Origin of the sequence: Pseudomonas frederiksbergensis (assembly GCF_003732665.1) — a bacterium.
Taxonomy (GTDB): Bacteria; Pseudomonadota; Gammaproteobacteria; order Pseudomonadales; family Pseudomonadaceae; genus Aquipseudomonas; species Aquipseudomonas frederiksbergensis_G.
Map to the genome: position 1 here is coordinate 675,013 of NZ_MOBP01000006.1, position 12,985 is coordinate 687,997.

The window sequence follows — 12,985 nt, forward strand, 5'->3', positions numbered from 1 at the left end:
AATACGCGCCGGTCAGCCAAAATTTAGGGAGCGACTATTGTTGTTCGGGCGTTGTTCAGGAAAATGCAGCACACTTCTGAACTCTTTTTCGCGCTGGGCATCTTTTAGCCCATTGGCTCGATGCAATCCAGTGGTGGCGGCAGATTATGCCTCATCCGCCGGGTTTGAAGGTCGCAGGTTGTTTTTCAACGGAATGTGCACGGGAGCACCCACTACATGAATGTACGACTCAACTATCGCTCGAGCCTGCAAGTCGCGGCGCTGATGCTGCTGACCACGCTGCTGGCCGGCTGTGGCATCAACAACATCCCGACCCTCGACGAACAGGCCAAGGCGGCCTGGGGCCAGGTGCAGAACCAGTACCAGCGCCGCGCCGACCTGATCCCCAACCTGGTGGAAACCGTCAAGGGCTACGCCAAGCACGAAGAAGACACCCTGACCGCAGTCATCGAAGCCCGGGCCAAGGCGACGTCGATCCAGGTCGATGCCAGCACCCTCGACAACCCGGAAAAACTCAAACAGTTCCAGGCCGCCCAGGATCAACTGACCGGTGCCTTGAGCCGTTTGATGGTGGTGTCCGAGCGCTACCCGGACCTCAAGGCCAACCAGAACTTCCTGGCCCTGCAATCGCAACTGGAAGGCACCGAAAACCGTATCGCCGTGGCCCGCCGCGACTTCATCCTCGCGGTGCAGAAATACAACACCGAAATCCGCACCTTCCCCGGTCGCCTGTGGCACAGCGTGATGTACAGCGATTTGCCGATCCGCGAAACCTTCGAAGCCACCAACCCGGACGCCGACAAAGCGCCGCAAGTTAAATTCTGATGGGCGGCGTACAGCGCGTGCTGCGAGGCACGCTGCTGTCGCTGTGGCTGGTAACCAGTTGCGCCGTGATGGCGCAGCAACAGGCTCCAACACCCACGGACGGGTTAGCGTTGCGTCAAGCGCAACCCGTTTCGCAGGTCGAGCCAACACCGGCCACCGCAACGGCAGCACCCCTGGAAAGTCTTTTTCCCAAACTGACCGGAAGAGTCGTCGACACGGCTCAGTTATTGACACCCTCGGCGGTGGTTTACCTTGAGCAGATGCTTGAGCGGCTGGAACTGGCCACGACTGATCAAGTGGTGGTCGTCACGGTCCCCAGCCTGGGGGGCTACAGCATCGAGGAGTTCGGCGTGCAGTTGGGCCGGCATTGGGGCATCGGGCAGAAGGACAAGAACAATGGCGTCCTGCTGCTGGTGGCGCGCGATGACCGCAAGGTACGGATTGAAGTAGGGTACGGTCTGGAGGGACAGCTCAATGACATGTGGGCTGGCTTCATCATCAATGACTCGATCGTTCCCTATTTCAAGGATGAACTGTACTCATCAGGGATCATTGCCGGCACCACCTCGATCGTCAGAATGCTTGGGGGCGCCTCACTACCCAGGGTGGTCAGTCGTTCCGTGCCAAGGAGCTGGTTCGATTCGATTGACTGGATCTGGTGGGTAAAGCTCGGATTCTTTGGTGTCTTTCTGGGATTTCCGATCGTGGGATTTCTCAGTTCGTGGCGAGAGCAGGAATACTTCCCGCCCGAGCCTGACAAATACACGCCGGCCGCAGACGACAGTCCGCCGCGACGGGAACCGAAGGCTGACCAGGAATCGAGTTGGAGCTGGAGCAGCAGTTCGAGTACCTCTGACGATTCCAGCAGCAGTTCGAGTTCCGATTCGGACTCGGACCGTTTCTCGGGCGGCGGTGGCAGTTTTGGCGGCGGCGGGGCTTCCGGCAGTTGGTAGTACGCCGGGTGAATGATTAAGGAAGGGGTGCTGATGGGAATCTTCAAATCCAGTCTGGTGCTGTTGCTCTGGGTGGTTGCAGTCACGGCTCAGGCCGAGTTGAAGTTCCCGCCGCTGACCGGGCGGGTGGTGGACAACGCGCAGTTGATCGAGCCGGCGGTGCGCGAGCAGTTGACCCAACAACTCCAGGCCCATGAAGCCGCGACCGGCGAGCAGTTGGTGGTGGTGACGCTGCCGGACTTGCAGGGCACTGACATCGCCGATTTTGGCTATCAACTGGGTCGCGCCTGGGGCATCGGCCAGAAGGACAAGAACAACGGCGCGTTGCTGATCGTGGCCCGGGATGAGCGCAAGCTGCGGATCGAAGTCGGTTATGGCCTGGAAGATCGCCTGACCGATGCCCAGAGTTCGGTGATCATCAACCAGGTGATCACCCCGGCGTTCAAGACCGGTAATTTCAGCAAGGGCATCAGCGACGGGGTCGCGGCGATGCTGGTGGTGTTGGGCGGCAGTCCGCTGGATGAACCCTCGACGGTCTATGAGCCGCGAGGGGATGAGGACAGCGATTTCGTCTCGCGCCATCCCGGTGTGTTCATCTTTCTGGTCATGTTGTTCATCCTGACTATTTTCATCTGCCAGATGCTCGGTATCCTGCCGACCGGCCGAGGCGGCTCCGGTGGTTCGGGAGGCGGTTTCGGTGGTGGAGGGTTTGGCGGCGGCGGTGGAGGCGGGGGCTTCAGCGGCGGCGGGGGCAGTTTCGGGGGCGGCGGTTCGTCGGGCGGCTGGTGATGACAATAACAATGAGCAGGCATTCCTAAACATGGCATTACTGACTGAACACGAACAACGCAAAGTCGCCGAGGCGATTGCCCGGGTCGAGCGCGAGACTGACGCCGAACTGGTCACCGTGCTCGCGGCCCGCGCCGACGACTACGCGTACATCCCGCTGCTGTGGGCCAGTCTGCTGGCGCTGGTGGTGCCCGGTGTCGTGCACTACCTGACTGGCGTGCTGACCATGCACAGTCTGTTGCTGGTGCAATGGGCCAGTTTTATCGTGCTGTGCCTGGTGTTCCGGATTCCGAAAATCACCACGCATTTGATCCCGCGCCGGGTTCGTCACTGGCGCGCCTCGAACCTGGCCCGGCGGCAGTTCCTGGAGCAGAACCTGCACCACACCGTGGGCGGCACCGGGATGTTGATCTTTGTTTGCGAGGCCGAACGTTATGTGGAAATCCTGGTGGATGAAGGGATTTCCAAACGGCTGGATAACAAAAACTGGGAAGGGATCGTTGCGGCGTTCACCCAACAGGTGAAACAGGGCCAGACATTGCAGGGGTTCGTCACCTGCATCGAGGCCTGCGGCGAATTGCTCAAGGTGCATGTGCCGGTGACGCAGGTGAGGAATGAATTGCCGAATCGGTTGGTGGTGTTGGGCTGATTTCCCCCTGGAGTTGACCCACATTATTGTGGCGAGGGGGCTTGCCCCCGTTGGAGTGCGAAGCGCTCCCAGCATTCTTTCAGGCATACCGAGTCGGCAGGTCTACGACTGCTTCGCAGCCGAACGGGGGCAAGCCCCCTCGCCACAGGGATCTCACTTCGACTCCGGATTCGCACCGTTCGGGAAATTACCCGTGCCCTCGCACCCCATCCCCCCTAAAATACCCGCCATTCCCCGATTCGCACCGCCCGAGGCCGTTTTCCCCATGTCCGCTACCGCCACTCCCGCCAGCCTCGCGCCGGATCACCACGCCCAGTTCATCGATCTGTTGCAAACCAGCCTCGACGCCAATGCCTTCATCAAACTGGTGCTGGCCAAGTACGTCGGCAGCGAAGTGGATTTGCAGCGGCTGATCATCAAGCAACTCACGGTCAAGGATCAGCCTTGCCTGTCCTTCGTCTACCGCTACAAAACCCGCGACATCACCAAGAACTTCCCGCTAGCCGAAGGCGTGGCGACCATCGCTGCGTTGTTGCCGGAGTCGTTCAAAAATGCGCATTTACTGTCCCTGACCGACGAAGCCCAGCTCGAATACAGCAAAAAGGGCAAGTCTTCGCTGTTCAAGAGCAAACCCCAGCAATTGCGCGAAGTGCCGTCCGCCGAGCATAACCGCGAGAAAAACCGCTTCCTCGACCTGAGCCGGCCGTTCCTGGCTGACTTGGGCGTGACCAACAGCAAGCACGAGCTGATCCCGGCGATGTCGCGCAAGTGGAAGCAGATCAACAAATTCATCGAAGTGTTCAGCCATGCCCTGACCACCTCGCCGCTGGCGCTGGACAAACCGGTGCGGGTGGCGGATTTCGGGTCGGGCAAGGGTTACCTGACGTTTGCAATACACGATTACCTGCGCAACACCTTGAACGCTGAAGGCGAAGTCACCGGTGTCGAGTTGCGCGAAGAAATGGTCAACCTGTGCAACGCCGCGGCGGCGAAGCTCGATCATCCGGGGCTGGTGTTCAAATGTGGCGACGTGCGCAGCGTGGCGCCGAGCGAACTGGACGTGATGATCGCCCTGCATGCCTGCGACATTGCCACCGACTACGCGATCCACACCGGCATTCGTTCCGGCGCCTCGATCATCATGTGCTCGCCGTGCTGCCACAAACAGATTCGCCTGCAAATCCAGAGCCCGGCGCTGCTCAAGCCGATGCTGCAATACGGTTTGCACCTGGGCCAGCAGGCGGAAATGGTCACCGACAGCCTGCGCGCGTTGTTCCTTGAGGCCTGCGGCTACGAGACCAAGGTGTTCGAGTTCATCTCGCTGGACCATACCAACAAGAACAAGATGATCCTGGCGGTCAAACGTGCCGAACCGGTGGACCCGGCACAGTTGCTGGTGAAGATTCAGGAACTGAAGGATTTCTACCAGATCAGCGAGCATTGCCTCGAAACCCTGCTGCGTTCCGACGGCCTCCTCTAATCCCCTGTGGGAGCGGGCTTGCTCGCGAAGGCGTTGGGTCAGTCAACATCGATGTTGACGGTCAGTCCGCCTTCGCGAGCAAGCCCGCTCCCACATGAGGTTTTATGGCGGTCTTGCGGCCAAGCATCACTGTCACAATCACCCCCGCCGCAAACAGCCAGGTAATCGGCTCGATGTGTTCGCCAAAGAACAACGCCGAAAACGCAATCGTGAAGAAGATCTGCAACAACTGAATCTGACTGACCCGTGCAATTCCGCCCATCGCCAACCCGGCGTACCAGGCAAAGAAACCGATGAACTGCGAGAACAGCGAGACATAGCCAAACGCCCACCAGGTCTTGGCCGAGATCTCGCCCTGATGCTGCAACGCCAGGTACGTCACCGGCCCAATCAGCAACGGCGTCGACAGCACCAGCGCCCAGCAGATCACCTGCCAACCGCCCATCTCCTTGGCCAACCGGCCACCCTCGGCGTAACCCAGGCCGCCCACGGCAATCGCCCCGAGCATCAGCAAATCCCCGGCCTGAATGCTGCCGGCGCCGCTGATCAGCGCATAACCGAGCACCAACGCACTGCCCAACGCGGCGCAGGCCCAGAAGGCTTTTGAAGGGCGTTCATGGGACAACCACGCGGCATACAGCGCCACGCACAGCGGTTGCAGGCCGTTGACCAGGGCGCCGTGGGACGCCGGCAAGGTTTGCATGGCCCAGGCCGACAACACCGGAAAACCGAGGATCACCCCGGCGATCACCAGCGTCAGGCCCTTGACCTGTTTCCAGGTCGGCCACTTCTCCCGCCGCCACAGCAACAGCATCGCCGCCGGCACCGCCGCGAACAACGCACGGCCCAGGCCGTTGAGCAACGGGTGGATTTCCTGCACGACGATGCGGGTGAAGGGCAGGGTGAGGCTGAAGATGACGACGCCAAGCAGGCCGAGGGCCATGCCGGTGTTTTCGCGGGAGGACATGAGGGCAACCAGAGTCGAGGGTGGCGGGAAGAGTGTTCATATAGCCATAAACATTGGGTTTGCCCCTGTTACAGCTAGGATCAGAATTATCCGTACAGTTTGAGGACGCCTTCGCGGGCAAGCCTCGCTCCTACAGGTTTTCGGTTGATCATTGATTTGCGTTCGACGCAAAACCCTGTAGGAGCGAGGCTTGCCCGCGAAGAACGATAACGCGGTCCGTCAGGTAGTAACCGGTTATTACCTGACCCCGCAGATTAGGACTACCTTGAATACTCCTGCACGCCCACGTATTCCCAGAGGAGTCCTCCCCATGGCTGCCAAGAAAATCCTGATGCTGGTCGGCGATTACGTCGAAGACTACGAAGCGATGGTGCCGTTCCAGGCGCTGCTGATGGTCGGCCACACCGTGCACGCCGTGTGCCCGGACAAAACCGCCGGCCAGACAGTGCGCACCGCGATCCACGACTTTGAAGGCGACCAGACCTACAGCGAAAAACCCGGTCACCTGTTTGCCCTGAACTTCGACTTCGCCAAAGTGAAAGCCGCCGATTACGACGCGCTGCTGGTGCCCGGCGGTCGTGCGCCGGAGTACCTGCGCCTGAATGAAAAAGTCCTGGAACTGGTGCGAGATTTCGACAAGGCCGGCAAGCCGATCGCCGCCGTGTGTCATGGCGCGCAACTGCTCGCTGCGGCCGGGATTCTTGAAGGTCGCGAGTGCAGCGCCTACCCGGCCTGCGCCCCGGAAGTGCGTTTGGCGGGCGGTACGTTCATCGATATCCCGGTGACGGAAGGCCACGTTCAAGGCAATCTGGCCACTGCTCCAGCGTGGCCGGCGCACCCGAACTGGCTCGCTGGTTTCCTCGGGTTGCTGGGCACCAAAATCACCCTGTAACGAGGCACGATTCCATGTGCGAGCTCTACGTCAAAGCCGATCCGATCCTCTACGAATCGCGCTCCCGCTCGCTGCGCATCTGCGGGGTGGTCACCACCCTGCGGCTGGAGAACCAGTTTTGGGACATCCTCAGCGAAATCGCCGAAGTCGACGGCATGACCACCAACCAGTTGATCGCCAAGCTGTATGAAGAGGTGATGGACTATCGCGGGGAAGTGGTGAATTTTGCTTCGTTCTTGCGGGTGAGTTGCATGCGGTATTTGAGTCAGCGGCGGGTGATGGCGCCGGAGTTGTCGGTGGTTCGTACAGTGGTGAAATAGTCCGGTCCGTGTTGACCCCTTCGCGAGCAAGCCCGCTCCCACATTGGAATGCATTCCACCTGTGGGAGCGGGCTTGCTCGCGAAGGGGTCCGATAGGCCAATACAAATCCCGGATCAGAAGAACCGCGTCACACTCACCTTGGCATTGCGCCCCTGGCTATACGCCCGATCCCCACTCAACGCCGGCCGGTAATCCTCATTGAACAGGTTATCCACCGTCAGATTCACCTCGGTCCCCTTCAGATAAGCCTGCTGCGGTTTCCAGTTCGCAAACAATCCCTGCACGTTGTAACGATCATTGGCGTACTGGTCGTAAAACACATCGCCCACCGTGTTTTTGCTCGACCCGTACTTGTCGCTCGGCAAACGATCCGTCTGGCGCACAAACTCACCCTGCCAACCGACCTGGGCATCCCAGCTCGGGATTTTCACCCCCAGCACTGCGATCCATTTCGGTGACGGGATGTCGCGCGCCCAGACGTCCGGGCCCCACGGGTTGGTGTAGGCGCCTTCGTGCTTGCCGGTCATCCACGAGTAGGACAGCGAGCCGAACAGGTACGTGGAGTCGTAGAAACTTTCCACTTCGAAGCCCTTGATCGTCAGCCCACCAATGTTGCGGTAGTTGCCCATGGGCCCCGAGCCCTTGCAGTCCGAGGCGATGGTGCCGCCCTTGATTGCCTGGTTTTCGCAGCCGACACCGGTGGCTTTGAAAATCTCATCGTCGAACTTGTTGCGGAACAGCGTGGTGCGGATTTGCACGTTGTCGTGGTCCTGGAACACGTTGGCAAAGTTGCTGATGTTGCCGGCGCGCCAACCGGTGACGCGTTCCGGGTCGAGGTCGACGCTGGTGGCGGTGCGGCTGCCAAGGCCCTGGACTTCGTACTGTTCGTCGATCACCGGCGCACGCCAGGTTTTGCTGTAGTCGACAAAGAAGCCGACATCCGGCGTGACCCGCCAGAACGCCGACAGGCGCGGCGACCAACCGGTGTAGGTGCGGTCGCTGTAGTCGTGACCGAAGCTTGGGTCCGGGTTGTTGTAGTACGGCGCGTCGTTGGCCTCGCCACGGTTGCGTACGTGGTCGTAGCGCACCGACGGCGTGAGGGTGAAGTCGCCCAAGGTGATGGCGTCTTGCAGGTAGGCACTGTTGGTGTCGACCTTGCCTTGGGGCATGAAGCTGGGCTGGAAGTAGCCGTAATTGTATTTGGGCACATCGTAGGTCTTGCCCGGCATCCACATTTCGGTGTCGCGGCTGTGTTTGCGAATTTGCACGCCGGTGGTCACCGCGTGGGCCAATACGCCGGTGTCGAACAGGCTGATGTTGCTCGCCTCGACGAAGCGGTCCTTGTAGGCAGTGTCCATTTTGCGCCCGCCAGTGGAGGTCTGGAAAAACGCCGTGGCGTCGCGCTCGTCGGTCTGGTCGGTGTTGGACTCCGAGTAGCTGAGCTTGAGGTCGATCAGCCGATTGTCCAGCGGCTGGTATTGATACTTGGTCGACCAGGTGGTGTCGATGGTTTCGCGGTTGGCCAGGAATCGCTTCAAGGCATTTTCATAACCGTACTGTTTGATGTTCGACTGGGTCGGTGGCGTTGGATAACTGGCGGACGAGAACGGTGTCCAGCGCTCACTTTGCGAACGCGAATACGACAGGCCGACGCTGTGCTCATCGTTGAGGTGCAGGTTGAATTTGAGCAACTGGCCGTCCAGATCCTGGGCACTGTTGGGCAGGCGCTGGGGATTGATCGGGTAGCTGTTGTCCGGGTCGGGCGGGGTGCCGGCGAGTTTCATGTCGTCGCCATCGCGTTTGGTCAGGTACACCAACGCATCGGCGCGACCGTCGTCGGTACGACCGAACACAGCACCGCTGTAGGTTTGCTGATGGTCGTTGCTGGCGTAGCCGTATTTGACCATCGCGCCGCTGTTGCGCCCTTCCTGCAACAGGTCCGGGGCGTCCTTGGTTTCCATGTGCACGGTGCCGCCGAAACCGCCGTTACCGGTGAGCATCGAGTGCGGGCCTTTTTCCACTTCGATGCGTTTGATCAGCTCCGGCTCGATGAAAATCGTGCCTTGCTGGTAGCGCTCGAAACCGCTTTTGGTCGCGCCGTCCACGGTCAGTGGCACGTCCTCGGCGTCGCCCAGGCCCCAGATGTTGATGGTCTGGCCGCCGGGTTTCATCGAGCCGCCCATGCTGACGCCGGGCAGGGTCGCCAGCAGGCTGGGGATGTTGCTCGGTTGGTGGCGGTCGATGTCGGCCTGGGTCAGGGTCGAGCGGCCGACGGTGCTGGCGTCGACCTCGGTGCCGCTGCCGATCACGCTCAAGGCGTCGAGCTGGATGCCGTCGCTGCTGCTGGTCACCGGTTCTTCGGGGCGCACCACGTAAGTCTGGTTGACCTTGATCAGGCCGAACTGGCTTTTATCGAGCAACTGGCGGATCGCCGCTTCGGCGCTGTAATCGCCATCGATGGCCGGGGCCTTGAGGTTGCGCAACTGCGCTTCGTCGAACAACAACTGGATGTTCGCCTGCCGGGCAATCTGGCTCAGCGAGGTGGCCAGCGACTGCGCCGGCAGGTGCAGGTTGATGGACTCGGCGTGGGCTTGCAGGCTGAACGACAGGCAGGCGGCGAGCAGGGTCGGGCGAAGGCAAACGAGCGGATAAGACGAAGACGCGCGAAACATTGAATCCCCCAGGGCGGCGAAAATGGCCAAAAAGGCCTGCGTACACAACGCAGACCGGAGGAAGACGCGGCAGGCAAAAAAAACCTCACATGCGAATGCAAAATATTCTCATGTGAGGTTTTTTCAGCGCGCTTCGATGCGTATTTGGCCGTCGGCGAGTGCGACGGTTTTCACCGGAATCAGCGCCGGCAGCGCGTTGAGCAAGGCGTCGGGATCGTTGACGTCGAGGTTGCCGGAGACCTTGAAGCGCCCCAGTTTGGCGTCGGCCAACAGCACCGGGCGGGCGCGATACAGGTTCAACTCATCCACCAGGCTGGCCAGTTCGCGATTGCGAAACGACAGGTGACCGCTGCGCCAGTCCGCCACTTGTGCGTCCGTCAATGTCTGCTGTTGCAGGGTGCCGCTGGCCAGGTCGAGCGAGGCCTGCTGCTGCGCGCCGAGCAGGGTTTGGGTCTTGCTGTCGGGGGCAAATGCAACTTGGCCGTGGGCGACACTGACCACCACTTGCTTGGGCGTGCGCCGCACATCAAAACCGGTGCCGACCACCCGCACCGTCGATTTGCCGGTATGCACCCACAGTGGGCGCTCCTTGTCCGGGGCCACTTCCAGATAAATCTGGCCCTGATCGAGATAAACCTGACGCTGCTGGCCGTCGAAATCGATGCGCAAACGCGTATTGGCATTGACCGACAAGGTGCTGCCATCTGGCAGATTGAAGGTGCGCGAGCCTTTGGCCTGGGCCGCGATCTGTTGCTGATAAACCCCATGGGGCGTGCCGAGGTTGAATGCCAGCACCGCACAGACCAGCGCCGCCGCAATCGCCAGGGCCGGGCGCCACACATTCGGTTTACGCCGCACGCTGATCGGCACCGGTTGGTTCTGTTGCTTGAGTTCGGCCAGATCGGCCCACAGCTCTTCGAAAGCGCGGTAGGCCTTGGTGTGTTCAGGCACACACATCCACAACTCGAAAGCCTCGCGGTCGACGCTGCCGTGATCCTGGCGATTGCGCACAAACCAGCTCGCCGCCTGGGTGTCGATGCCGTCGTCCGACAGCTCGCTGTCGATCTCGTGTTGGCGGGTCATTCTGGCTGCTCCATGCCGTTGTCGTGGTCCAGGCGTTGCTTGCAATACAGCAGGGCGAAGGCGATGTGTTTTTCCACCATGCTCAGGGAAATGCCCATGCGTTCGGCAATCTGTGCCTGACTCAGGCCTTCAAAGCGGTGCAGCGTAAGGGCTTCTCGACGGCGCGGCGAGAGTTCGGCGAGAACACTTTTGAGTTGCTCCAGGCGTTGCAGGCGCTGGGCACCGGCCAACGGGTCGTGCTGGTCGTCGGTGACGGGCTCCGGGGCTGCCTCGTGATGGGGCTGCACGATGTGCCGTACCTTCTGCCGCCGCCAGTGATCACGCAGCAAGTTGCGCGCCATCTGGAACAAAAACGCCCGGGGCTGTTCGACCTTGGCGCGGTCGCCGTAATCGAGCCATTGGGTGAACACGTCCTGGGTCATGTCCGCCGCGTCGCTGGGGTTATCCGTGCGTTTACGCAGGTAATGCAGGATGTCCCCGTAGAACCGGCGAAAGGAGTCAGCCGACAGCGGGTCGGGCGTGAGGCGAGACATGGATATCCTTCTTGACGAAGCGCGGCGCAGAAAGTCGCAAATGATATCGAGAATTATTGCTATTTGTCTCTCGACAAATGATGCCCGTCGTCCGGCGGTGGATAAACCCGGTGGAGCGTCTTTACTGTCAGGCAACTTTATCGACAGGAGCAGCACCATGTCTGGATGGTACGAGTTGAGCAAAACCAGCAGCGGGCAGTTTCGCTTTGTGCTGAAAGCAGCCAATGCCGAAACCATTCTGACCAGCGAGACCTACACCAGCCGCAACGCCGCCGACACCGGCATCGCCGCGGTGCAGAAAAACAGTCCGCTGGACGAGCGCTACGAGAAAAAGAACACCAAGGACGGCCATCCTTACTTCAACCTCAAGGCCGGGAATCACGAAATCATCGGCAGCAGCGAGGCCTATTCCAACGACGCCGCGCGGGAGAAAGGGATTGCCAGCGTGAAGGCCAACGGACCGACGACCGTGATCAAGGACAAGACATTGCCGGTGCTCTAACTACATCGAAATTCTAATGTGGGAGCGGGCTTGCTCGCGAAAGCGGTGTGTCAGACAACCTCTTTGTCGACTGACACGCCGTCTTCGCGAGCAAGCCCGCTCCCACAGGGGAATGCATTCCAACTGTGGGAGCGAGCCTGCTCGCGAAAGTCGCGCCACTAAACTTCGACTGGAACCGTCAGCTTCGGGCTACCCAGCGCATGCGTCTTGGAATCAAAAAACCTCAACTCAACCCCCGTCCCCTCAAACACCTTCGCGTAATGCCGTTTCTGATGCTGGATAAACGCCTTGCTGCGCGGATAGATCGACACCGCTACCACCTTCGGTTTCGCCTGGCGCAACGCATGGATGATGTGGCTGTCCTGCTCACCCAACCCATGCCCGAAAATGCACAACCCCTCGCCATGCCCCAGTAACTGGTCATAGCAAAACGACAAATAGTCCGAGCTGCGAATGGTCTTGAGCTTGTCCTGGGCTGGGCCTTCGTTGACGAACAGCGGCACGTCGTCCAGGGTTTTGATCGTGTTGTTGATCGCAAAACTGCCGAGCAACGTGCCCTCGGTGGACATCAATTTGCGTGCCGTGCCGTCCTGGTTGCGCACCAGATGCAGCCCGCCGTGCAGGTACAGCAGACGTGGTTTGTCGGTGGCGCTGGCGCTCAAGTCGAAGCTCGGCTCGGTGCCTTGGAACAGGTCGGTGATGGCCTCCGGCTGGTGCTGGATCGCCCAGTTGCCGAGCAGATCGTAGTTGGTGGTGAACACCGTTTGATAGCGGCCCATCTCTTGATTGATCGTCGCCAGGGTCGAGGGCACCACCAGCCGCCACGGGATGTGCACCGCGTGCACGGTGTTGATCAGCGCTTCCTTGATCGCGTAGTAGCGATTGCGCGGCGCGGCGGAGCTGACGGCCAGGGCCTTGTTGACGCGGCTGGTGATTTTCAGCGCGCTCAGGACCTGCTCGAAACTGCGGGTTTGCAGGGCATCGAACACACTCAGCTCCGATTGGCTCAGGGGCTTTTCTTCGACGGTGCGGGCGTTTTCGAACAGCGAGTCATAACCGAAGTCATCCCACACCGCACGGCTGGCGCCGTTGCCCAGCAGCAGGCCGCTGAACGAAGCGCTGGTGCGCAAGGCGTTCCAGTCTTCAAGTTGGGCGTCGACATCCTGGAAATCGGTCATTGCGTTGGTCGTCTCAAAAAGCGAAGGGTCTGATGGGCGGCGACTTTATCACGACCGGGGGTTGAGCCAGATCAACATGCGCCGTGACTGATCGGTCGATCCTGTGTTCATCCGCTGAATCGGAGCTGTCGATTCGGCCCC

13 protein-coding genes are annotated in these 12,985 nt (G+C 60.4%); 8 read left to right on the plus strand and 5 right to left on the minus strand.

Annotated features, from left to right (window positions below):
- The first annotated feature begins 216 nt into the window (after positions 1–216).
- The 5 genes from BK665_RS13190 (at position 217) to BK665_RS13215 (ending at position 4,696) form a co-directional block, all read left to right on the plus strand.
- Positions 217–825 (plus strand): LemA family protein, encoded by a 609-nt coding sequence (locus tag BK665_RS13190; RefSeq protein ID WP_123406088.1) that lies wholly within the window; start codon positions 217–219, stop codon positions 823–825.
- The gene (locus BK665_RS35165) at positions 825–1,778 is read left to right on the plus strand and encodes a TPM domain-containing protein (RefSeq protein WP_123406090.1); all 954 of its coding nucleotides are present in this window, start codon (positions 825–827) and stop codon (positions 1,776–1,778) included. The genes BK665_RS13190 and BK665_RS35165 overlap by 1 nt, the downstream gene beginning before the upstream one ends.
- Positions 1,779–1,811: 33 nt before the next feature.
- Positions 1,812–2,567, plus strand: coding sequence for a TPM domain-containing protein (locus tag BK665_RS13200; RefSeq protein WP_123406092.1), 756 nt, complete (start codon positions 1,812–1,814; stop codon positions 2,565–2,567).
- A 31-nt stretch (positions 2,568–2,598) separates the two neighbouring features.
- Positions 2,599–3,216, plus strand: coding sequence for a TPM domain-containing protein (locus tag BK665_RS13205; RefSeq protein ID WP_123406094.1), 618 nt, complete (start codon positions 2,599–2,601; stop codon positions 3,214–3,216).
- Positions 3,217–3,481: 265 nt separating this feature from the next.
- Positions 3,482–4,696, plus strand: coding sequence for a class I SAM-dependent methyltransferase (locus BK665_RS13215; RefSeq protein ID WP_123406096.1), 1,215 nt, complete (start codon positions 3,482–3,484; stop codon positions 4,694–4,696).
- 61 nt (positions 4,697–4,757) lie between these two features.
- Here BK665_RS13215 and BK665_RS13220 read toward each other — a convergent pair whose 3' ends face one another.
- A complete protein-coding gene (locus BK665_RS13220) occupies positions 4,758–5,663 on the minus strand; it encodes a DMT family transporter (RefSeq protein ID WP_123406098.1) in 906 nt (301 codons plus the stop codon).
- Between the two features lie 310 nt (positions 5,664–5,973).
- Between BK665_RS13220 and BK665_RS13225 the strand changes: the two genes are divergently transcribed.
- Both BK665_RS13225 and BK665_RS13230 read left to right on the plus strand, forming a co-directional pair.
- Positions 5,974–6,555, plus strand: coding sequence for a DJ-1/PfpI family protein (locus tag BK665_RS13225; protein ID WP_123406100.1), 582 nt, complete (start codon positions 5,974–5,976; stop codon positions 6,553–6,555).
- 14 nt (positions 6,556–6,569) lie between these two features.
- Positions 6,570–6,875, plus strand: coding sequence for a ribbon-helix-helix domain-containing protein (locus BK665_RS13230; RefSeq protein ID WP_123406102.1), 306 nt, complete (start codon positions 6,570–6,572; stop codon positions 6,873–6,875).
- A gap of 114 nt (positions 6,876–6,989) precedes the next feature.
- On the opposite strand, the gene BK665_RS13235 is transcribed toward BK665_RS13230, so the two are convergent.
- From BK665_RS13235 to BK665_RS13245, 3 genes are all read right to left on the minus strand, one after another.
- Complete coding sequence (locus BK665_RS13235; RefSeq protein ID WP_123406104.1) at positions 6,990–9,548, minus strand: TonB-dependent receptor; 2,559 nt, start codon at positions 9,546–9,548, stop codon at positions 6,990–6,992.
- Positions 9,549–9,671: 123 nt separating this feature from the next.
- Entirely contained in the window at positions 9,672–10,631 is a 960-nt protein-coding gene (locus BK665_RS13240) for a FecR family protein (protein WP_123406106.1), read from the minus strand.
- Positions 10,628–11,164: an RNA polymerase sigma factor gene (locus tag BK665_RS13245; protein WP_123406108.1), complete on the minus strand. Its 537-nt coding sequence runs from the start codon at positions 11,162–11,164 to the stop codon at positions 10,628–10,630. The genes BK665_RS13240 and BK665_RS13245 overlap by 4 nt, the downstream gene beginning before the upstream one ends.
- Before the next feature lie 157 nt (positions 11,165–11,321).
- Here BK665_RS13245 and BK665_RS13250 point away from each other — a divergent pair, with 157 nt between their 5' ends.
- Positions 11,322–11,666 carry a YegP family protein gene (locus BK665_RS13250; protein WP_123406110.1) on the plus strand — a complete coding sequence of 115 codons (345 nt, stop codon included), beginning with the start codon at positions 11,322–11,324 and terminating at the stop codon, positions 11,664–11,666.
- Positions 11,667–11,824: 158 nt separating this feature from the next.
- Here the strand turns inward: BK665_RS13250 and BK665_RS13255 are convergent, their stop codons facing one another.
- Positions 11,825–12,844 carry a DUF4917 family protein gene (locus tag BK665_RS13255; RefSeq protein ID WP_123406111.1) on the minus strand — a complete coding sequence of 340 codons (1,020 nt, stop codon included), beginning with the start codon at positions 12,842–12,844 and terminating at the stop codon, positions 11,825–11,827.
- Between the last annotated feature and the right edge of the window lie 141 nt (positions 12,845–12,985).

What these genes read in the sequence shown, in the direction of transcription:
- BK665_RS13220 (WP_123406098.1), bottom strand. Translation starts at nt 5,663, where the DNA reads ATGTCCTCCCGCGAAAACACCGGCATGGCCCTCGGCCTGCTTGGCGTC.
- BK665_RS13255 (WP_123406111.1), bottom strand. Translation starts at nt 12,844, where the DNA reads ATGACCGATTTCCAGGATGTCGACGCCCAACTTGAAGACTGGAACGCC.
- BK665_RS13200 (WP_123406092.1), top strand. Translation starts at nt 1,812, where the DNA reads ATGGGAATCTTCAAATCCAGTCTGGTGCTGTTGCTCTGGGTGGTTGCA.
- BK665_RS13215 (WP_123406096.1), top strand. Translation starts at nt 3,482, where the DNA reads ATGTCCGCTACCGCCACTCCCGCCAGCCTCGCGCCGGATCACCACGCC.
- BK665_RS13225 (WP_123406100.1), top strand. Translation starts at nt 5,974, where the DNA reads ATGGCTGCCAAGAAAATCCTGATGCTGGTCGGCGATTACGTCGAAGAC.
- BK665_RS13240 (WP_123406106.1), bottom strand. Translation starts at nt 10,631, where the DNA reads ATGACCCGCCAACACGAGATCGACAGCGAGCTGTCGGACGACGGCATC.
- BK665_RS13235 (WP_123406104.1), bottom strand. Translation starts at nt 9,548, where the DNA reads ATGTTTCGCGCGTCTTCGTCTTATCCGCTCGTTTGCCTTCGCCCGACC.
- BK665_RS13205 (WP_123406094.1), top strand. Translation starts at nt 2,599, where the DNA reads ATGGCATTACTGACTGAACACGAACAACGCAAAGTCGCCGAGGCGATT.
- BK665_RS13190 (WP_123406088.1), top strand. Translation starts at nt 217, where the DNA reads ATGAATGTACGACTCAACTATCGCTCGAGCCTGCAAGTCGCGGCGCTG.
- BK665_RS13250 (WP_123406110.1), top strand. Translation starts at nt 11,322, where the DNA reads ATGTCTGGATGGTACGAGTTGAGCAAAACCAGCAGCGGGCAGTTTCGC.
- BK665_RS13245 (WP_123406108.1), bottom strand. Translation starts at nt 11,164, where the DNA reads ATGTCTCGCCTCACGCCCGACCCGCTGTCGGCTGACTCCTTTCGCCGG.
- BK665_RS35165 (WP_123406090.1), top strand. Translation starts at nt 825, where the DNA reads ATGGGCGGCGTACAGCGCGTGCTGCGAGGCACGCTGCTGTCGCTGTGG.
- BK665_RS13230 (WP_123406102.1), top strand. Translation starts at nt 6,570, where the DNA reads ATGTGCGAGCTCTACGTCAAAGCCGATCCGATCCTCTACGAATCGCGC.